General features: G+C 71.2%; 22 protein-coding genes and 1 pseudogene. 7 read left to right on the forward strand and 16 right to left on the reverse strand.

Translation table 11 applies throughout. The features are described 5' to 3' along the window. A partial coding sequence (locus AB0A74_RS18570) for a hypothetical protein (protein WP_358250914.1) occupies nucleotides 1-336 on the reverse strand: 336 nt, incomplete at its 3' end. A 223-nt stretch (nucleotides 337-559) separates the two neighbouring features. Further along, complete coding sequence (gene tyrS, locus AB0A74_RS18575) at nucleotides 560-1834, reverse strand: tyrosine--tRNA ligase (RefSeq protein ID WP_358250916.1); 1275 nt, start codon at nucleotides 1832-1834, stop codon at nucleotides 560-562. Between the two features lie 109 nt (nucleotides 1835-1943). Here tyrS and AB0A74_RS18580 point away from each other — a divergent pair, with 109 nt between their 5' ends. Continuing rightward, nucleotides 1944-2381 carry a hypothetical protein gene (locus AB0A74_RS18580; protein WP_358250918.1) on the forward strand — a complete coding sequence of 146 codons (438 nt, stop codon included), beginning with the start codon at nucleotides 1944-1946 and terminating at the stop codon, nucleotides 2379-2381. A gap of 94 nt (nucleotides 2382-2475) precedes the next feature. Then, entirely contained in the window at nucleotides 2476-2997 is a 522-nt protein-coding gene (locus AB0A74_RS18585) for an EF-hand domain-containing protein (protein ID WP_358250920.1), read from the forward strand. A 6-nt stretch (nucleotides 2998-3003) separates the two neighbouring features. Here the strand turns inward: AB0A74_RS18585 and AB0A74_RS18590 are convergent, their stop codons facing one another. Further along, nucleotides 3004-3165, reverse strand: a complete 162-nt coding sequence (locus AB0A74_RS18590; RefSeq protein WP_358250922.1) for a hypothetical protein — start codon at nucleotides 3163-3165, stop codon at nucleotides 3004-3006. A 107-nt stretch (nucleotides 3166-3272) separates the two neighbouring features. Here AB0A74_RS18590 and AB0A74_RS18595 point away from each other — a divergent pair. After that, nucleotides 3273-3482 (forward strand): annotated as a pseudogene (locus tag AB0A74_RS18595) (helix-turn-helix domain-containing protein); the annotation flags it as partial. A 44-nt stretch (nucleotides 3483-3526) separates the two neighbouring features. Here AB0A74_RS18595 and AB0A74_RS18600 read toward each other — a convergent pair. The 10 genes from AB0A74_RS18600 to AB0A74_RS18645 form a co-directional block, all read right to left on the reverse strand. Next, nucleotides 3527-4147 (reverse strand): DNA-3-methyladenine glycosylase, encoded by a 621-nt coding sequence (locus AB0A74_RS18600; protein ID WP_358250923.1) that lies wholly within the window; start codon nucleotides 4145-4147, stop codon nucleotides 3527-3529. Beyond that, nucleotides 4131-5522 (reverse strand): argininosuccinate lyase, encoded by a 1392-nt coding sequence (argH, locus tag AB0A74_RS18605; RefSeq protein WP_358250925.1) that lies wholly within the window; start codon nucleotides 5520-5522, stop codon nucleotides 4131-4133. Before argH ends, AB0A74_RS18600 begins: the two co-directional genes overlap by 17 nt. Nucleotides 5523-5549: 27 nt before the next feature. Next, nucleotides 5550-6290, reverse strand: a complete 741-nt coding sequence (locus tag AB0A74_RS18610) for an argininosuccinate synthase domain-containing protein (protein ID WP_358250926.1) — start codon at nucleotides 6288-6290, stop codon at nucleotides 5550-5552. Further along, the gene (locus AB0A74_RS18615; protein WP_358250928.1) at nucleotides 6283-6774 is read right to left on the reverse strand and encodes an arginine repressor; all 492 of its coding nucleotides are present in this window, start codon (nucleotides 6772-6774) and stop codon (nucleotides 6283-6285) included. The genes AB0A74_RS18610 and AB0A74_RS18615 overlap by 8 nt, the downstream gene beginning before the upstream one ends. Further along, nucleotides 6771-7697, reverse strand: coding sequence for an ornithine carbamoyltransferase (gene argF / locus AB0A74_RS18620; protein ID WP_343934239.1), 927 nt, complete (start codon nucleotides 7695-7697; stop codon nucleotides 6771-6773). The genes AB0A74_RS18615 and argF overlap by 4 nt, the downstream gene beginning before the upstream one ends. Then, a complete protein-coding gene (locus AB0A74_RS18625; RefSeq protein ID WP_358251055.1) occupies nucleotides 7697-8845 on the reverse strand; it encodes an acetylornithine transaminase in 1149 nt (382 codons plus the stop codon). The genes argF and AB0A74_RS18625 overlap by 1 nt, the downstream gene beginning before the upstream one ends. Before the next feature lie 22 nt (nucleotides 8846-8867). Continuing rightward, entirely contained in the window at nucleotides 8868-9743 is an 876-nt protein-coding gene (gene argB, locus AB0A74_RS18630) for an acetylglutamate kinase (protein WP_358250930.1), read from the reverse strand. Then, complete coding sequence (gene argJ / locus AB0A74_RS18635; protein ID WP_358250932.1) at nucleotides 9740-10921, reverse strand: bifunctional glutamate N-acetyltransferase/amino-acid acetyltransferase ArgJ; 1182 nt, start codon at nucleotides 10919-10921, stop codon at nucleotides 9740-9742. The genes argB and argJ overlap by 4 nt, the downstream gene beginning before the upstream one ends. Further along, entirely contained in the window at nucleotides 10918-11931 is a 1014-nt protein-coding gene (gene argC, locus AB0A74_RS18640; protein ID WP_358250934.1) for an N-acetyl-gamma-glutamyl-phosphate reductase, read from the reverse strand. Before argC ends, argJ begins: the two co-directional genes overlap by 4 nt. Before the next feature lie 69 nt (nucleotides 11932-12000). Continuing rightward, the gene (locus AB0A74_RS18645) at nucleotides 12001-12729 is read right to left on the reverse strand and encodes a class I SAM-dependent methyltransferase (RefSeq protein ID WP_358250936.1); all 729 of its coding nucleotides are present in this window, start codon (nucleotides 12727-12729) and stop codon (nucleotides 12001-12003) included. 194 nt (nucleotides 12730-12923) lie between these two features. On the opposite strand from AB0A74_RS18645, the gene AB0A74_RS18650 reads away from it, so the two are divergent. Next, the gene (locus AB0A74_RS18650) at nucleotides 12924-13559 is read left to right on the forward strand and encodes an HAD-IA family hydrolase (RefSeq protein WP_358250938.1); all 636 of its coding nucleotides are present in this window, start codon (nucleotides 12924-12926) and stop codon (nucleotides 13557-13559) included. Nucleotides 13560-13573: 14 nt separating this feature from the next. Continuing rightward, on the forward strand, nucleotides 13574-14413 hold the full coding sequence (locus AB0A74_RS18655) for an alpha/beta hydrolase (RefSeq protein WP_358250940.1): 840 nt from the start codon (nucleotides 13574-13576) through the stop codon (nucleotides 14411-14413). 333 nt (nucleotides 14414-14746) lie between these two features. Here the strand turns inward: AB0A74_RS18655 and sthA are convergent, their stop codons facing one another. After that, a complete protein-coding gene (gene sthA / locus AB0A74_RS18660) occupies nucleotides 14747-16159 on the reverse strand; it encodes a Si-specific NAD(P)(+) transhydrogenase (protein WP_358250942.1) in 1413 nt (470 codons plus the stop codon). A 40-nt stretch (nucleotides 16160-16199) separates the two neighbouring features. On the opposite strand from sthA, the gene AB0A74_RS18665 reads away from it, so the two are divergent. After that, nucleotides 16200-16871, forward strand: coding sequence for a DNA alkylation repair protein (locus tag AB0A74_RS18665; RefSeq protein WP_343934247.1), 672 nt, complete (start codon nucleotides 16200-16202; stop codon nucleotides 16869-16871). Nucleotides 16872-17030: 159 nt separating this feature from the next. On the opposite strand, the gene AB0A74_RS18670 is transcribed toward AB0A74_RS18665, so the two are convergent. Continuing rightward, on the reverse strand, nucleotides 17031-17993 hold the full coding sequence (locus tag AB0A74_RS18670; RefSeq protein ID WP_358250944.1) for an alpha/beta hydrolase fold domain-containing protein: 963 nt from the start codon (nucleotides 17991-17993) through the stop codon (nucleotides 17031-17033). A 90-nt stretch (nucleotides 17994-18083) separates the two neighbouring features. On the opposite strand from AB0A74_RS18670, the gene AB0A74_RS18675 reads away from it, so the two are divergent. Continuing rightward, nucleotides 18084-18641: a TetR family transcriptional regulator gene (locus AB0A74_RS18675; protein ID WP_358250946.1), complete on the forward strand. Its 558-nt coding sequence runs from the start codon at nucleotides 18084-18086 to the stop codon at nucleotides 18639-18641. A gap of 61 nt (nucleotides 18642-18702) precedes the next feature. Here the strand turns inward: AB0A74_RS18675 and AB0A74_RS18680 are convergent, their stop codons facing one another. Next, on the reverse strand, nucleotides 18703-19179 hold the full coding sequence (locus AB0A74_RS18680; protein ID WP_358250948.1) for a hypothetical protein: 477 nt from the start codon (nucleotides 19177-19179) through the stop codon (nucleotides 18703-18705). Nucleotides 19180-19341: the final 162 nt, after the last annotated feature.

A 19341-nucleotide genomic window follows, 5' to 3' on the forward strand; every position in this document is an offset into this window, starting at 1 on the left:
CGCCAGCGTTCGTCCTGAGCCAGGATCAAACTCTCCAATAAGGATTGTGTTTGATCGCTCGAACAACACTGACACACAGACCGGAATATGGTCCGTGTTCATTGCCAGTTGTCCAGTCAATCTCAAAGGAAACCTCTTGACGAGGTTCATAAATTTACTGGCTATTCGGCACGCTGTTGAGTTCTCAAAGAACACGCGCTCGACATCGCTCCCCGCTGGAAAGCGGCTCGCTCCGAAGGCTTGTGCATTCAGTAAGCTTGTGTTTGAAACCGAACGCCCATGGCCACAGCGACTCGATGAGTCCGGGCTGGGTCTTCCCGTTTCGCGGTCACCCACTCTACCACACTAGGTGGGAGCTTGGTTCGTGACCCCCGCCGCACTCCGTTCCGGTTTTCCCGGCCCGTTCCGCGCTGGCAGAGAGAAAGTTACACGCACCCGAAGCGGAGGTCAAATCGGGGGCGCAGCGTGGCCACACGGACTGAAACCGCAGGTCAGCAGCCCGTGCAGCACTCGCCACCACGCTATCCGACCGGCTCTGCGCGCAACAGTGTGACCGCGATCACACCAGAACGCGCACGCCGGCCGTGTTCCGCTTGCCCCGGCGCACCACCAGCCACATGCCGTGCAGCAGGTCAGCGGTGGTCGGGACCCACTCCTCGTCGGTCACCTTCGCGTTGTTCACGTACGCGCCGCCCTCCTTCACGGTGCGCCGCGCCGCGCCCTTGCTGTCGGTCAGGCCGGAGCTGACCAGGAGGTCGACGATCGTCGGGCGGTCGGCCAGGCGCACCTCGCCGGTCGGCGCCTCCGCCATCGCGGCCTCCAGCGTCGAGAGGTCCAGCTCGCGCAGCTCGCCGCGCCCGAACAGGGCCTGGCTCGCCGCGATCACCTGCTTGGTCTGGTGCTCGCCGTGCACGAGGTCGGTGAACTCCTGGGCCAACCGCTTCTGCGCGGCCCGCAGGTGCGGCGCGGACGCGGTCTGCTCCTCCAGCTCGGCGATCTCCTCCCGGGACAGGAAGGTGAACATGCGCAGGTACCGCAGCACGTCGGCGTCACCGACGTTCACGAAGTACTGGTACCAGGCGTACGGCGAGGTCATCGCCGGGTCGAGCCACACGTTCCCGCCGCCGGTGGACTTGCCGAACTTGCGGCCCTCGGCGTCGGTCACCAGCGGCGCGGTCAGGGCGTGGACGGACTTGCCGTCCACCTTCCGGACCAGGTCCACGCCGCCGATGATGTTGCCCCACTGGTCGGAGCCGCCGATCTGGAGCCGCGTGCCGTACTTCCGGTTGAGCTGGAGGTAGTCGTGCGACTGCAGGAGCAGGTAGCTGAACTCGGTGTAGGACATGCCGTCGCCGTCCAGGCGGCGCTTCACCGTCTCGCGCGCGAGCATGACGTTGATCGAGAAGTGCTTGCCGACGTCGCGCAGGAAGTCCAGCACCGACAGCCCGCCGGTCCAGTCGAGGTTGTTCACCACGATCGCGCCGGTCGGCGAGTCGTCGAACTCCACGAACCGCTCCAGCTGGCCCCGGATGCGCTGGGCCCAGTCGGCGACGGTGTCGAGCGTGTTCAGGGACCGCTCGGCGGTGTCGCGCGGGTCGCCGATCATGCCGGTCGCGCCGCCGGCGAGGACGATCGGCCGGTGCCCGGCGCGCTGGAAGCGGCGCAGCATGAGCAGCGGGACGAGGTTGCCGGCGTGCAGGCTGGGCGCGGTCGGGTCGAAGCCGCCATAGAGGGTGAGCGGGCCCGAGTCGAGGTCCTCGCGCAGGGCATCGAGGTCGGTGGACTGCGCGATCAGGCCGCGCCAGGACAGCTCGTCGAGGATGTGCTCACTCACGGGTAGCCATTCTCCCCTACCAGGGCAAAGCGGTTTGGGCAGGTGCCCGGTGGGGTATGTCGGGGCGCGAGGAGCCGGGGGGACACACCTAGTCGAGAGGACTCGGCCGATGACCTACCCCGATCGCGACCCTCGTCCCGTCGACCGTCCCACCGAGGCGCTGCGCCCGGTGGGTCCGCCCGTGCACCACGAGGAGGTCGTCGAGCGCGGCGACAGCCGGGTGCGGACGGTGCGCGCGGTGTGCGCGGTGATCGACGTGATCTGCTGGGTGTTCGCCATCGTGCTGGCGGTGCACATCTTCCTGGTGATCGCGGGCGCCAACCCGGCCAACGGGTTCGCGCAGGTGATCGAGTCCTGGTCGGCCGGGGTGTCGCTGGGGCTGCGCAACCTGTTCACCCCGGCCAACGACGGTCTGCGGACGCTGTTGAACGACGGCCTGGCGGCGATCCTGTGGCTGGTGATCGGCGCGCTGCTGACGAACCTGATCACGCGGGTCGCGCTGCCGGCCGGCGAGCGCCGCGCCTGGTACCGGCGGACCGTCCGCTAGCACTACGTTCGGTCACCGGCGGCCTCACCCGGGTGAGGAAAAATCGCCCCGCTGGTCAATTGTCGTGCGGCCGGCGGCCCGCCAGGTTTGCTGGGTGGCCAGCGACTTGCAGAAGCGGAAGAGCTCCATCGTCTTCACGGCGATGGACGCCAACGACGACGGTCTCCTGGAGCGGGCGGACTTCGAGGCGCTCACCGACCGGTGGGTGGCGATCCGCGGCGACAGCGGCGAGCCGCGGTTGCGCGAGCTGATGATGGGGTGGTGGGACACGCTGCTGTCGGCGTCGGACCAGGACCGCGACGACAAGGTGACCTTCGACGAGCTGCTGGGCGTCGTGGACAACCTCGGCACCATGCTGGACCTGGTGGTGGCGACGGCGGAGTCCATGTTCGAGGCGGTGGACGAGGACGGTGACGGCCGGATCTCCGCCGAGGAGTACTCGTGGATGATCCGGGCGTGGACCGGTGCCCAGACGCCGACGGACGAGGCGTTCGCGCGGTTGGACCTGGACGGCGACGGGTGGCTGTCGAAGAACGAGTTCGCGCGGCACTGGGTGGAGTTCTGGGCGGGCGACGACCCCGACGCGCCGGGCACGCACGTGTTCGGGGCCGTCTGACCCGGCTCAGATCGTGACGGCGAGCTTGCCGACCGCGCCGCGGGTGAACTCCTCGACCGCGCGGGTCGTGTCGGCCGGGTCGTGGACGCCGGCGAGCGGGACCCGCAGGCGGCCGGCGACGACGTCGTCCGCGAGCGCCGCCAGGGTGGCGGGGTTCGGGTCGGCCATGACCGCCGCGAGGCGCGCAGGACGTCGGTGGCGGCGGGGGCCTCGCGGCCCGTGGTGGTCGGGCGGGTGCCGGGTCTGGTCATCACGGGTGTACCGGCGGGTCGCGGCGGTACTCCGAACTGCAGCGCGCGATCGACGGGATCTCGCAGCGGATGCTGACGCTGACCCTGCGGTCGCTGGAGCGCGACGGGCTGGTGTCGCGCACGGTCACGCCGACCTCGCCGCCGCGGGTGGACTACGCGTTGACGCCGGTGGGGGTGACGCTGTCGGAGCAGGTCAGCGCGTTAAGGCGGTGGGCGGAGGAGCACCGGGGGTAGGTGGCGGAGTCGCGCGTGCGGCACGACGCCGGCAACCCCTGAGTTCAGCTCACGCGGGTGCGGCGGGTGCCTCGGCGGTACGTGCTCACCGCGGGTGAGTCGATCCAGAAGCGCCACGGCACGTCCACCGCCACCGCCACGCCGACGCGCGGCCCGGTTCGGATCTCGGTCGCCGGTTCGCCCGCGAAGAGCCGCACGGACGCGTCGGCGGACGTCAGGTCGACGCCGTTGTGCGCGCGGTCCAGGCCGAGGACGCCGGTCAGTCTGGCGGGCCCCTTCGCGAGTTCGGCGTGGCTGCGTGCCGACGGGCGGCGCATCTGGGCCAGGTCCTCGCCGTAGACGACCTCGCCCGCCCTGAGCAGCACCGCGCCGGGAACGCCGTCGGTCAGCGACACCACGTTGGCGCAGAAGTGCATGCCGTACACGAAGTACACGTACAGCCGCCCCGCCGGGCCGAACATCACCTCGTTGCGCGGCGTCTTGCCCCGGTAGCAGTGGGACGCCGGGTCGTCGCCGCCCCGGTACGCCTCCACCTCCACGATGCGCACGCCGACGACGCCCTCGGGCGTGGTGCTCTCGATGGTCGCGCCGAGCAGGAGCCGGGACGCGTCGACGGGATCGACGGCCAGCTCCCGCTCGGTGAGCTGTCTAGGCGTGTCGAGCAAGGCGTGCCTTGTCCCGCAACCGCTTGAGCTGTTCGGCGACCCGGTCGGGCGCGGTGCCGCCGTGCGCGTCGCGTGACGCGATCGAACCTTCCACGGTCAACACGCTACGCACCTCGGGCGTGAGGTGTGGCGAGATCCCCGCGAACTCGTCGTCGGTCAGGTCCTCCAGGCCCACGCCGCGCGCCTCGGCGACGCGGACGCACTCCCCCGCCGCCTCGTGCGCCACGCGGAACGGGACGCCCTGCCGCACCAGCCACTCGGCGATGTCCGTGGCCAGGGTGAACCCGGCGGGCGCGACCTCGGCCATGCGGGCGGTGTCGAAGCGCATGGTGGCGATCATCCCGGCCAGCGCGGGCAGCAGGAGTTCCAGCTGCTCGACGGAGTCGAACAGCGGCTCCTTGTCCTCCTGCAGGTCGCGGTTGTAGGCCAGCGGCTGGGCCTTGAGGGTCGCGAGCAGGCCGGTCAGGTTGCCGATCAGCCTCCCGGACTTGCCGCGGGTCAGCTCGGCGACGTCGGGGTTCTTCTTCTGCGGCATGATCGAGCTGCCGGTGGCCCACGCGTCGTCCAGCACGGCGAAGTGGAACTCGGCCGTGGTCCAGATGATGACCTCTTCGGCGATCCGGGACAGGTTCACGCCGATCATGGCCAGCACGAACGCGATCTCGGCGGCGAAGTCGCGCGACGCGGTGCCGTCGATCGAGTTCTCCGCCGGGGCGTCGAACCCGAGGTCCGCCGCGACCGCGGCCGGGTCCAGGCCCAGCGACGACCCCGCGAGCGCGCCCGAGCCGTACGGGGACACGGCGGCCCGCTTGTCCCAGTCGCGCAGCCGGTCGATGTCGCGCAGCAGGGCCTGGCCGTGGGCGAGGAGGTGGTGCGCGAGCAGCACGGGCTGGGCGGACTGGAGGTGCGTGCGGCCGGGCATGACCGCGGTCGGGTGCGCTTCGGCCTGGCCCGCCAGGGCGTCCACGACGTCCAGCACGCCCTCGGACACGCGGTGCGCGGCGTCGCGCAGCCACATCCGGAACAGCGTCGCCACCTGGTCGTTGCGGGACCGGCCGGCGCGCAGCTTGCCGCCCAGCTCGGGGCCGGCGCGTTCGATGAGGCCGCGTTCCAGGGCGGTGTGCACGTCCTCGTCGGCCAGCGTCGGGGTGAACGCGCCGGAGGCGACGTCGGCCTCCAGGGTGTCCAGCGCCGCGATCATCCGGTCGCGCTCGTCCTCGGTCAGCAGGTCCGCGCGGTGCAGCACGCGGGCGTGCGCGCGGGAGCCCTTGATGTCGTAGGGGGCGAGCCGCCAGTCGAAGTGCGTCGACGCCGACAGCAGCGCCATCGCGTCCGCCGGCCCGCTGGCGAACCGCCCACCCCACAAAGAACTCACGTCTACCTCTTCACCGTTTCCCAGCCGTCACGGCTGCGCGTATGCCTTGGTCGTGGCTCGGCCGCCGTGCAGCACGAGCCGGATCTCGCCGGACACGTCCCCCTGGGTGTGCTCGATGAAGGTGTCCAGCGCGTCCTTGAGGGGCGAGTACCACAGCCCGTCGTGCACCAGTTCACCCCAGCGCCGCTCCACCCGCCGTTTGAAGCGCACCAGGTCGCGCTCCAGGGTGATCTCCTCCAGCTCGCGGTGCGCGGTGATCAACGTGGCCGCGCCGTGCCCGCCGGAGCGCAGGTTGACCTCGCGCAGCGCCTGCATCGCGGTCACCGTCTCGCCGTCCAGCGCGACCGGCACACCCCGGTCGAAGGTGACCACGAGCTCCTGGGGGTCGTCCTCGTGCGGCACCGCGCTGCCCGACCACACCGTCCGCGCGGTCGCGGGGGCGTGGTCCAGCACGATCACGCGCAGGTCGGGGGCCAGCGCGCGCAGGCAGGTGTCGAGGCGTTCGCCGCCGCTGTGCGCGACGGTGGTCGCGCCGTGCTCGCGCGCCGCCGCGACGACGTGCTTGGCCACCAGCGGGTCGGCCAGCGCGGAGCCGGGCGCTTCGGCGGCGTTGGCCAGCAGCGCGGGCACGCAGAAGGAGTCGGCGAACTCGTCCGCGGCGTCCGCGAGCAGCTCGTCCACCGCGACCACGACCACCTCGGCGGCGGCCAGGGCGACGGCGAAGGTCTCGAACGTCTCCCGGCCGACCACGACGACCCGTTCAGCCACTGCCCTGGTCCTCGCCGGCGGCCAGGGCCAGCACGCGGGCCGCGAGGTCCGCGCCGGTCATGGGCTCGCGGGCGACCACGATGATGGTGTCGTCGCCGGCGATGGTGCCCACGATCTCGGTCAGCGCGGCCCGGTCCAGGGCGCTGGCCAGGAACTGCGCCGCGCCCGGCGGGGTGCGCAGGACGGCCAGGTTGCCCGACGAGTCGGCCGAGACCAGCAACTCGCCCAGCACCCGGACCAGCCGGGACGTGCCGCCCTGGACGCCGCGCACGGGGCTGCCGTCCTCGGGGATGACGTAGACGGGCGCGCCGCCGTCCGGGCCGCGCAGCTTGACCGCGCCCAACTCGTCCAGGTCGCGTGACAGCGTCGCCTGGGTGACCTCGATGCCTTCCATGGCGAGGGTCTTGGCCAGCTCGGACTGGCTGCGGATGGCCCGCTGGCTGACCAACTCGACGATGCGGGCCTGCCGCGCCGTTCGGGTCATCGGCTGTTCTCCAGCAGCCAGACCAGCAGGGCCTTCTGGGCGTGCAGGCGGTTCTCCGCCTCGTCCCAGATCGCGCTGTCCGGGCCGTCGAGCACCTCGTCGGTGATCTCCCAGCCGCGGTGCGCGGGCAGGCAGTGCAGCACGGTCGTCTTCACGCCGGTGGACGCGACCAGCGCCGAGTTGACCTGGTACGGGCGGAACGGGCCGACGCGGTCGCGGCCGTCGTTCTCCTGGCCCATGGACGTCCAGGTGTCGGTGACCAGCACGTCCGCGCCCTCGACGGCCTTGCGCGGGTCGATGACCACCTCGACCGACCCGCCGGTCTCGGCGGCGCGCTTGCGGGCGTCGTCCAGGGCCCACTGCTCGGGCTGGAACCCGGCCGGCGCGGCGATGCGGACGTGCATGCCCGCGGTCGCGCCGCCCAGCATGATCGAGTTGGACATGTTGTTGGCGCCGTCGCCGAGGTAGGTGACGGTGAGGCCGGCGAGCCTGCCGTGCACGCGCCGGATGGTCTGCAGGTCGGCGAGCACCTGGCACGGGTGGAATTCGTCGGTCAGCGCGTTGATCACCGGGATGCGCGACACCGACGCCATGGCCTCGATGCGCTTCTGCGCGAACGTCCGCCACACCACCGCGTCCACGTAGCCGGACAGGATGCGGGAGGTGTCCTCGATGGTCTCCTCGCGGCCCAGCTGCATGGAGCGGCCGTCGATGATGACCGGGTTGCCGCCGAGCTGGGCGATGCCGACCTCGAAGGACAGGCGGGTGCGGGTCGAGTTCTTCTCGAAGATCACCGCCACCGATTTGGGCCCGGCCAGCGGCTTCGCGCCCAGCCGGTCGGCCTTGTAGGTGTCGGCGAGGTCGAGGACCGCGGTCTGCTCGGCGGGGCTCAGGTCGTCGTCACGCAGGAAGTGCCGGACCATCAGGACTCCTCGCTGGGCGACGGCAGGAAGGACGGGAGGTCGGCCACCAGGCGGTGGGCGTCGGCCTCGTCGAGCACCAACGGCGGCGCGAGGCGGATCACGTCGGGCTGGATGGGGTTGATCAGATAGCCGGCCTGCTGCGCGGCAGCCGCGATCTTCGCCGAGACCGCCTCGCGCAGCGTGATCCCGAGCAGCAGGCCGGCTCCCCGCACACCGGAGATGAGCGGGTGGCCCAACGCCTCCACGCCGGCGGCGATCTCCTTGCCGACGGCGGCGGAGTGCTCCAACAGGCCTTCGGCGGCGATGGTGTCCAGCACGGCCAGGGCCGCCGCGCAGCACACCGGGTTGCCGCCGAACGTGGTGCCGTGGTGACCGGGCTGGAACAGGTCCTTGGCCGGGCCGAACGCGATGCACGCGCCCAGCGGCAGACCGCCGCCCAGGCCCTTGGCCAGCGTCATCACGTCCGGGACGATGCCGAAGCGCTGGAAGGCGAACCACGAGCCGACGCGGCCGACGCCGGTCTGCACCTCGTCGAGCACGAGCAGCGCGCCGTGCCGGGCGGTGATGGCGCGGGCGGCCTGGAGGTAGCCCTCCGGCGGCACGACGACGCCCTGCTCACCCTGGATCGGCTCCACGAAGAACGCGGCGGTCTCGTCGTCGATCGCGGCTTCGAGGGCGGCCACGTCGCCGAACGGGACGTGCACGACACCCGGCACCAGCGGTTCGAACGGGCCGCGCTTGGCGGGCTGACCGGTCAGGGCGAGCGCGCCCATGGTGCGGCCGTGGAACCCGCCCTCGGTGGCGACGACCTTCGTGCGGCCGGTGCGCCGGGACAGCTTGAACGCGGCCTCGTTGGCCTCCGCGCCGGAGTTGGCGAACAGCACGCGGCCGTCGCCGTCCTGACCGGTCAGGTCGAGCAGGCGCTCGGCGAGCTTGAGCGCGGGCTGGTTGATGTAGAGGTTGGACGTGTGGCCGAGCTTGCCGATCTGCTCGGTGACCGCGGCGATGATGGCCGGGTGGGCGTGGCCCAGGGCGTTGACCGCGATGCCGGTGAGCAGGTCCAGGTAGCGGTTGCCGTCGGCGTCCCAGACGTAGGCGCCCTCGCCTCGTTCGAGGGTGAGACCGGGGGTGCCGTAGTTGTTCATCATGGTGGCTTGCCACCGCTGCTGGTCAGTCACTCTCGTCCCCCAACACCATCGTTCCCACACCTTCGGAGGTGAACACTTCGAGCAGCACGGAGTGCGCCAGCCGCCCGTCGATGACGTGCGCCTCGGGCACGCCGCCGCGCACCGCGCGCAGGCAGGCTTCCATCTTCGGCACCATGCCGCTGTCCAGGTCCGGGAGCAGCTTCTCCAGCTCCGACGAGCGGATCTGGTGCAGCAAGGAGCTCTTGTCCGGCCAGTCCGCGTACAGGCCCTCGACGTCGGTCAGGACCACCAGCTTCTCGGCCTTGAGCGCCACGGCCACCGCACCGGCGGCGGTGTCGGCGTTGACGTTGTGCACCACGCCGTCGACGTCCGGGGCGACCGTGGAGACGACCGGGATGCGGCCGGCGCGCACGATGTCCAGCACCGCGTCGGGGTTGACCTCCACGATGTCGCCGACCAGGCCGATGTCCACCGGTTCGCCGTCGATGATCGCGGGCCGGCGGGCGGCGGTGAGCAGGTGGGCGTCCTCGCCGGACAGGCCCACCGCGTACGGGCCGTGCTCGTTGATCAGGCCGACCAGCTCGCGCTGCACCTGGCCGACCAGGACCATGCGCACGACGTCCATCGCCTCGGGCGTGGTCACGCGCAGGCCGCCGCGGAACTCGCTCTCGATGCCCAGCCGCTTGAGCATGGCCGCGATCTGCGGGCCGCCGCCGTGCACCACGACCGGGTGCAGGCCGGCGAGCTTGAGGAACACCATGTCCTGCGCGAACGCTCGCTTGAGCTCGTCGTCCACCATGGCGTTGCCGCCGTACTTGACCACGACCGTCGCGCCCCGGAAGCGCTGCAACCAGGGCAGCGCCTCGATCAGGACCTCGGCCTTCTCGCGCGGGTTCATGAGCTGTAGGCGCTGTTCTCTTCGACGTAGGCGTGCGAGAGGTCCGTGGTCAGGACGGTGGCGGTGCCGTCGCCCAGGTTCAGGTCCACGACGATCCCGATGTCCCGGCCGGACAGGTCGGCCTCGCTGCGGTCGGCGGCCTTGTGGCCGTCGGCGAACAGCGTCACACCGTTGATCGTGATGCCGAGTTTGTGCTGGTCCACGGTGGCCTGGGAGCGGCCGACGGCCATCGCGATGCGACCCCAGTTCGGGTCGGAGCCGAACAGGGCGGTCTTGACCAGGTTGTCCTCGGCGACGGTCTTGGCGACCACGACGGCCTCGGCCTCGTCCACCGCGCCGTTGACGGTGATGGAGATTTCCTTGGTCACGCCCTCGGCGTCGCCCTGGAGCTGCTTGACCAGGTCGCCCGCGACGACCGTGAGCAGTTCGGCGAAGTCCTCGGGGCTGGGCGTGACGCCGGACGCGCCGGAGGCCAGGACCAGGACGGTGTCGTTGGTGGACGTGCCGCCGTCGACGTCGAGCCGGTCGTAGGTCTTGGCCGTGGTGGCGCGCAGGGCCGCGTCGAGCGCGTCGCCGTCGATGACCGCGTCGGTGGTGATGACGCTGAGCATGGTGGCCATGTTCGGGGCGAGCATCCCGGCGCCCTTGACGAAGCCGCCGACCGACCAGCCGTCCGGGTGGGCCGCGAAGGACTGCTTGGGGCGGGTGTCGGTGGTCATCACGGCGGTGGCGGCGTGCAGGCCGGCCTCGGTGGTCGAGTCCAGCTCCTTGGCGGCGACCTCGATGCCCGCCTTGAGGTTGTCCATCGGCAGGCGTTCGCCGATCAGGCCCGTGGAGCAGACGGCCACCTCGATCGCGCCGACGCCGAGCACCTCGGCGACCTTCTCGGCGGTGGCGTGGGTGTCCTGGAAGCCCTCGGGGCCGGTGCACGCGTTCGCGCCGCCGGAGTTGAGCACGACGGCGTTGAGCTTGCGCTCCTTGAGCACCTGCTGGGACCACAGCACGGGCGCGGCCTTGACCTGGTTGGTGGTGAACACGCCCGCGGCGGCCTGGCCCGGTCCCTCGTTGACCACCAGCGCGAGGTCCAGCGCGCCGGACTCCTTGATGCCCGCGGCGACTCCCGCGGCCTTGAAGCCCTTGGGGCCGGTGACGCCCTTGTCACGGACGGGGTTGTTCACGGTGCCACTCCCACGGTGGACAGGCCGGTGGTCTCCGGCAGGCCGAGTGCCAGGTTCATGCACTGCACCGCGGCGCCCGCGGTGCCCTTCGCCAGGTTGTCGACGGCGGCGACCACGACCAGGCGGTTGAGGTCGGGATCGACGGTGACCTGGAGCTGCACGGCGTTCGAACCGAGCACCGCGCCCGTGGTCGGCCAGAGGCCTTCCGGCAGCAGGTGCACGAACGGCTCGTCCGCGTAGGCCTTCTCGTAGACCGCGCGCACGTCGTCGTCGCCGGTCAGGGTGGCCGAGCAGGTGGCGAGGATGCCGCGCGGGAGCGGCGCGAGGACCGGCGTGAAGGAGACCCCGACGTCCCGGCCGGCGACCTTGGACAGGTTCTGGGTGATCTCCGGGGTGTGCCGGTGCGTGCCGCCGACGCCGTACGCGGACAGCGACCCCATCACCTCCGAGCCGAGGAGGTTCGGCTTGAGCGACTTGCCCGCGCCGGACGTGCCGGACACGGCCACCACGGTGACCTCGGGCTCGACCAGGTGGATGGCGGGCGCGAGCGCCAGGGACGACACGGTCGGGTAGCAGCCCGGGACGGCGACCCGGCGCGCGGTCTTGAGGACGTCGCGCTGACCGGGCAGTTCGGGCAGGCCGTAGGGCCAGGAGCCGGCGTGCGCGCCGCCGTACCAGCGGGTCCAGGCGGCTTCGTCGGTGAGCCGGTGGTCCGCGCCGCAGTCGATCACCAGGGTGTCCTCGCCCAGTCGCGCGGCGATCTCGGCGGAGTGGCCGTGGGGCAGGGCGAGGAAGACGACGTCGTGGCCGGCGAGGTTCTCGGCGGTGGTCTCGCCCAGGACGCGGTCGGCGAGCGGCAGCAGGTGCGGTTGGTGGGCCAGGAGCGGGGTACCCGCGTTACCGCCGGCGGTGAGCGCGCCGATCTCCACGTCCGGGTGGCCGAGCAGGAGGCGCAACAGCTCGCCCCCGGCGTAGCCACTGGCACCCGCGACCGCGATCCGTACCGTCATGCGGATAAGTATGCACGCTCGTGCAAAGTCACTCAAATAGCCTTTCCCGATGGGTGGTCGCGACCTTCGTCACGGCGTGGTGACGAGGATGATCTCCGGACTGCCGTCGCCCACCGGGGAGCCGTCCCAGTCGCCGTACTGCTCCACGACCTTGAGCCCGACCCGTTCCACCAGCCTGACCAGTGGTTCGCGTTCAAGGAACCGCAGCGTGCTCCAACTCACCGCGTCTTGCGCCCATGCTGCGCTCCGGTACGTGGCGGAGAAGGTCACCAGCTCACCTTCCACGGCGTGCACCTTGTACGACACGCCCACGACGGCCCCGGAGCCGTCCACCACCTCGGTCTCCCGCTCCGCCTCCCACCTCTCCCACCCCCGTACCAGGGGGTTCCGCGTCTCGAACACGAACCGCCCACCGGCCTTGAGCGCTCGCCGCACGGCCCGCAACGCCCCGAGCACGTCGTCGTCGGTCAGCAACACCTGGAACGCGTGCCCGGTCATGACGGCCAGCTCGAACGCCCCGTCCCAGGCCACCGTCGAGAGGTCGCCCAAGATCCACTCGACGTCCTCCCGCCGCCGAGCCAACGCCACCATCGCCGCCGCGGGATCCAGCCCGCACAACCGCCCCCGATGCCCGGCCTCCCGCGCCAGACCGAGCAACTCCCCCGTGCCGCACCCGATGTCGAGCACGGACGACGCGCCCATCACCAACGGCAGGTAGAACGCGAAATCCCGACGTCCGGCGCACAGGTCGTCGTAGAGCGCGGCCAGCTCGGAATCGGCGAACAGACGATCGACCATGCCCGCCACCCTGGCAGCGCTCGCGCCGAGCGGTCGAGCCGAATTCGCCTCGCCGGGCGGTCGAGCCGAATCCGGGTTCGCCGGGTAGTCGAGCCGAATCCGGGTTCGCCGGGTAGTCGAGCCGAATCCGGGTTCGCCGGGCGGTCGAGCCGAATCCGGGTCGCCGCCGCCCGCCCGGCCGCTAGGTTGCCCCCATGAGGGCAGTGATCTTCGACTGGCGGGGCACCCTCGTGCTCACGCCCACCTTCCGGGGCTGGGTCACCGAGGCGTTGCGCCGACTGGGCCGCGACACCTCCGCGGCAGCCGACATCGTCGCGTCGATCGACGTGGACCGCCTGGACGCACCCGGGGTCGACGCCGACGCCACCCGACACCGCGAGACGTACTACGGGGCGTTCACCGACGCCGGCCTGGACGCCGACCTGGCCGACGCACTGTACGAAGTGGAGTCCGACGCAGCTTTCAACCCGTTCGCCGCGGACGCCGCGGCTACCCTGAAGTCGTTGCACGACAACGGGATCCGGATCGGAATCCTGAGCGACATCCACTTCGACATCCGCCCCGCGTTCGACGGCCTGCCGGTCGACTCGTTCGTGCTGTCGTTCGAGCACGGCGTCGTGAAGCCGGACCCGGCCATCTTCCACATCGCCTTGGGCGAGCTGGGCACAACCCCGGACGAAACCCTCATGGTCGGCGACCGCGCCACCCACGACGGCGCAGCCGTGAACGTCGGCATGCCCACCCTCCTGGTGCCCCCGCTGCGCGACGTGGACGACACCCGCCTCCACCTGGTCACCAACCTAATGCTTGCAACCGCCTCCAACCGTTAGATACCGTGGGCGCCATGCTGCTCCCCAAGATCTTCCACCGGCACGTCGAGATCGATGGCGTCCGGGTGTTCTACCGGGAGACGGGCCCGGCGGACGCGCCCACACTCCTGCTGCTGCACGGCTTCCCGAGCGCGTCCCACCAGTTCCGCCGCCTGATGGACGCACTCGGGACCCGCTACCACCTGGTCGCCCCGGACTACCCGGGCTTCGGGCACAGCGGCGACTTGGACCACCACACGTTCGAGCGCTTGGCGGACGTGGTCGAGGGCTTCGTGCGGGCGGTCGGCCTGACCGGGTTCGCCCTGTACGCGTTCGACTTCGGCGGCCCGGTGGGTTTCCGCCTGGCGACCAGGCACCCGGAGTGGATCACCGGCCTGGTCGTGCAGAACGCCAACGCCTACGCGGAGGGCTTGTCCGAGGCGGCCCAGGCGTTCGTGGCCAACCAGGACCGCGACGTGGCCCGCTCCCTGATGACCCTGGCCTTCACCAGGTCCCAGTACGAGGACGGCACCACGGACACGACGTTGGTGAACCCGGACGCTTGGACCCTGGACCAACACTTCCTGGACCAACCGGGCCGCACCGAGATCCAGGTGGACCTGGCCCTCGACTACCACACGAACGTGGCCGAGTACCCGCGCTGGCAGGAGTGGCTGCGCACGCACCAGCCACCCACCTTGATCGTGTGGGGCCGAGGCGACGGCATCTTCACCGAGGCGGGCGCGAAGGCCTACCTGCGAGACGTGCCCAACGCCGACCTGCACCTCTTCGACACCGGCCACTTCGCCCTGGAAGAACACGCCCCAGAGATCGCCCCCTTGATCGCCCAGTTCCTGGACCACCTCCCCACCTGACCACTCCAGCCGGAGGCGCAGCGGCGCTGCGGCGCGGGGACGGGGTGTGGTGGGGCTGCGCCGCACGCGGGGTGGCGCGGCTGAACTGAGGTCGCGCGGCTCGCCACGCCGGCGCGCCACCAGCCCGGCCCCGGCCGCCCCCGCTCGGCCCCCGACTGGCCCCCGGCGGCCCCACTCGCCCCGGCGGCCCCGGCCGCCCCGCTGGCCCAGCCGCCCTCTGGCCCGGCCGCCCTCGCTCGGGCCGCCCGCCCCCGCTCGCCCTCGCTTGCCCCGCTCGCCCCTGCTCGCCCCGGCCGCTCGCGCCTGCCGGACCGGCCTGGCCCGTCGTCGGGGTCAGGAGCCGAAGCGGTCCAGGGCTCGGATCTTGTTCGTCACGTCCAGGGCCGCCACCTTGTAGGCCTCGGACAGGGTCGGGTAGTTGAAGACGGTGTCCACCAGGTAGTCCACCGTGCCGCCGCACGCCATGACAGCCTGTCCGATGTGGACGAGGTCGGTCGCGCCCGTGCCGAACAGGTGCACTCCCAGCAGCTTGCGGTCCACAGTGGACACGAGCAGTTTGAGCATGCCGTAGGCGTCGCCGACGATCTGGCCGCGCGCCAGTTCGCGGTAGCGGGCCAGGCCCACCTCGTACGGGGTCGCCGACGCCGTCAGCTCCGCCTCGGTCGCGCCGCAGTACGAGATCTCCGGGATCGTGTAGATCCCGATCGGCTGCAACCCCGACAGCTCCTTCACCGGCTCGCCGAACGCGTGGTACGCCGCCAGCCTGCCCTGGTCCATCGACGTCGCGGCCAGCGCCGGGAAGCCGATCACGTCGCCCACCGCGTAGACGTGCTCCACCGACGTGCGGTAGTGCTCGTCCACCGTCAGCCGACCCCGGTGGTCGGCCTCCAGGCCCGCCGCGGCCAGGTTCAACTCCTCGGTCGCGCCCTGGCGGCCCGCCGAGTACATGACGGCCGCCGCCGGGATGCGCTTGCCGCTCGCGAGGGTGGTCACGGTGCCCTGGTCGGACACGGCGACGTTGACCACCTTCTCCCCGAACCGGAACGTGACCGCCAGGTCCCGCAGGTGGAACTTCAGCGACTCCACGATCTCCGGGTCGCAGAAGTCCAGCATGCGCTCGCGCTGCTCGACCACCGTCACCCGGCTGCCCAGGGCGGCGAACATCGACGCGTACTCGATGCCGATCACCCCCGCCCCGACCACGACCAGCGACGACGGGATCTCCTCCAACGCGAGCACCTCGTCCGAGTCGAGGACGCGCTCCTCGTCGAAGTCGACCTGCGCCGGCCGGGCCGGGCGCGTGCCGGTGGCGATCACGATCTTGTCCGCCGTGACCGTGTGGTGCTCGGCCCGGTGCGCGCCCTGCACCGCCACCGTGTGCGGGTCGACGAACCGCGCCGTGCCGGAGAGCAGATCGACCTGGTTGCGGTGCAGCTGCGCCCGCACGACCTGGACCTCGCGCCCGATGACGTGCTGGGTGCGGGCGAGGAGGTCGGAGATCGTGATGTCCTTCTTCACCCGGTAGTCCGCGCCGTACAGCTCGCGCTGACTCATGCCGGTCAGGTACATCACCGCTTCCCGCATGGTCTTCGACGGGATCGTGCCGGTGTTGGCGCACACGCCGCCGACCATGTCCGCCTTGTCCACGATCGCGACCCGCTTGCCGAGCTTCGCGCCCGCGATGGCCGCCTTCTGCCCGCCGGGACCCGATCCGATGACAAGCAGGTCATAGTCGTACTCGCTCATGACCGAAGCGTGTCACACCGAGCCGCTCTACGGTGGTGTCGTGAACGGACTCGTCACGGCGATCCACGAAGGACTGAGGTCGGCCGCCGACCCGGCGAAGGCCCCGGAGATGCAGCGCTACATGAAGTCCGAGATGCCGTTCCTCGGTGTGCCGAAGCCCGAGCGCGCCCGACTGGCGCGGTCGCTGTTCGGCGAGTTCCCATTCACCTCCCGTGACGAGTGGTTGGACGCGGTGCTGGAGCTGTGGCGCGGTGCCACCTACCGCGAGGAGCGGTACCTGGCGCTGGACCTCGTGGGCCGCTACCCGAAGTGGCAGGACCCGACCCTGCTGCCGGTGTACGACGAGCTGGTCGTGACCGGCGCGTGGTGGGACTTCGTGGACGAGATCGCGTCCCGCCGCATCGGCCCGCTGCTGCGCGCGCACCCCGACGACGTCGAACCGGTGGTGCGCACCTGGATGACCGACCCGGACCGCTGGCGGCGGCGGGTGTCGATCATCTGCCAACTGGGGTCGAAGGGCGAGACGGACCTCGACCTGCTCCGGGACGCGATCGAGGCGAACATCGCGGACCCGGACTTCTTCCTGCGCAAGGGCATCGGCTGGGCGCTGCGGCAACACGCCCGCGTCGATCCCGGCTGGGTGCGCGCGTTCGTCGAGGCGCACCCGGAACTGTCTCCTCTCTCGCGACGTGAAGCGCTGAAGCACCTGTGACGGGGAAGCACCTCTCAAGGGGAAGCGCGTGTGAGGGGAGCGCTTGTGACGGGGTGGCGGGCGCAGCGTGACGGCCGGGAGCTGGGTGGTCGCGGGAGGCGGCCGGTGCCTACCGCGGACCGGGGACGGCCGGGCTGCGTGCGCTGGACTGGGCGGCGGTCAGTCGAGCACCCCCAGGGAGTTGCGGCGCACGGTGGGCGTCGGGTTGGTGGCCGGGGTGTAGGCGTGGCGCAGGTGGTCGGCTATCAGGCTGATCGCCTCGCGGGCCACCTCGACCGGACGCGCGTGGGTGAAGCCGTGGTCGACGCCCTCGAACTCGCGGTAGGTCACGGGCACGGCCTCGGACTCCAGGATCTTCGCGAAGTCGCTCATCTCCTCTCGCAGTGTGTCGTGCTGGGCGGTCAGCACGAGCGTCGGTGGCAGGTCCGCGAGCCTCGGGTGGCGGATCGGCGAGGCGTGCGGGTGCTCGGGGTCCACGCCCGCGAAGTACGTGCGGCGGACCAGGGACATCAGTGACCGACGCACCACGGGTTTCTCCAGGATCGAGGTGCGGCTGGAGTCCGGGCGGCCGAGATCGACCGTCCCGCACTCGACGGTCAGCGCCACCGGCACCGGTAGCCGGGCCTCCGCCGCCCGCAGCGCGACGTTGACCGCGAGCTTGCCGCCGGCGCCGGCGCCGCCGACCGAGACGCGGGCGCCGTCCCACCCGTACGTGGCCGACCGCAGCCACCGGTACACGTCGAACAGCTCGTCCTCCGCCACCGGGAACCGGACGGCGGGTGCGGTCGAGTAGTCGGGCACCACCACGTACGCCCCGACCTCCGAGGCCAGGAACCGCGCGACGTTGTCCTCCTGCTCGGGCACCCGCGCGATGAACGCCCCGTCGTGGGCCACCAGGTGCACCGGCGGGCGGTCCACCGGATCGGGTGGCGCGTACACCAGGGCACGGACCTCGCCGTGGCGCGTGGGGATGCGGATCTTCGCCGGTCTGGCCACCTTCCTCGGGGCGAACTGCAACTCGGGCGACGCGTACCGGAGCCGGTGCAGGACCGGGAACGCCGCCCGGAAGGCGGCGGCCGACAGCGCGGGACGCCAGGCGATCAACGGGTCTTTGCGGATCATGACGAACCTTCCTTTCCAACTGGTTGGTTAGGAGCTTGCCGGCCCTGTCCGGATTTGTCAACTAACCGGTTAGAAGATAGTCTCGCCGGCGTGATCAGAGACGCGGACGCCACCCGCCAACGCCTGCTCGACGCGGCCCTCGCCGAGTTCGCCGAGCACGGCATCGCCGGCGCGCGGGTGGACCGGATCGCCGCCCAGGCCAGCTCGAACAAGGCGCAGATCTACCACTACTTCGGCGGCAAGGCGCAGCTCTTCGACGCCGTCTACGGCTCGATCGTGCGACGGCTGGTCGAATCGACCCCGATCGACGTGCACGACCTGCCCGGGTACGCCGCGAAGCTCGCCCGCATGTACGACGTGCACCCCGAGGTCATGCGGCTGGCCGTGTGGCACCGGCTGGAGCCCGGCGAGTCCGAGGTCAGCGCCCTGGCGGTCGAGGCGACCGGTCGGAAGGTCGAACTCATCGCGACAGCGCAGGCGGAGGGGGTGCTGCCGAAGCGCTTCCCGCCCGCGGTGCTGCTCGGGCTGGTGCTGCACCTGGCCGCGACCTGGACGGAGGCCAACCCGGAGTTCCCGGGCGAGCTGCCCGAGGCTGAAGCACGCTACGAGTACGTCGCCGAAGCGGTGCGCAGGTTGATCGAGGCTTAGCCGCAGGGGCCCGGCCCGAGTTCGAGGCCTAGCGGCGGGAGGCCCGGCCCGAGTTCGAGGCCTAGCCGCGGGTGGCGCGGCCCGAGTAGGTCAGCGGGAACACCGAGTCCTTGCAGGCGTCCGGCACGTCCGGGGAGATCTGCACGACCATCTCCACCTCGACCACCCCGGCGGGCGGGATGGCCACCGGCTCGGCCATCGGTCGCACGCTCAGCACGCCGGACGGGCAGTCGACCACCCGGTTGTGCGCCTCGTCCAACGGCTGCCCCGGCACGGCCTGCAACGTCATCACGACGATGTCGACGCTGTTCGGGTTCGACAGCCGCACCAGCCGCGAACCGACCCCTCCGGGCGTCAGCTCGACCGGCGCGCCGGACACGTCGTTGATCTCGAACGGCTTGAGGTCGGAGACGCCCGGCTCGCCGTTGCTCACCGCGTAGGCCATGGCGGGCAGTTCGGGCTCGGGCCAGGTCAGGTGCATGGCGGCCACCACGGCGGCACCGACACCCAGGATGGTCATGGCGACGGCGACTTCCATCCGTGGTCCCAAGCTGCGCATGAGGCAACCTCACTAGATTGCTGCATCAGGCGGTGGGTTCGCCGCTAGCTCCCCGTCGGACCGGCGACCAGACTCGCCCGGCGGTTCATCGCTTCGCCCCTCGGCCCAGCGGGCCGCGAAGCCAATCTTGGAGAACGTTCA

Source organism: Saccharothrix sp. NPDC042600 (genome assembly GCF_040647305.1).
GTDB classification, from domain to species: domain Bacteria; phylum Actinomycetota; class Actinomycetes; order Mycobacteriales; family Pseudonocardiaceae; genus Actinosynnema; species Actinosynnema mutabilis.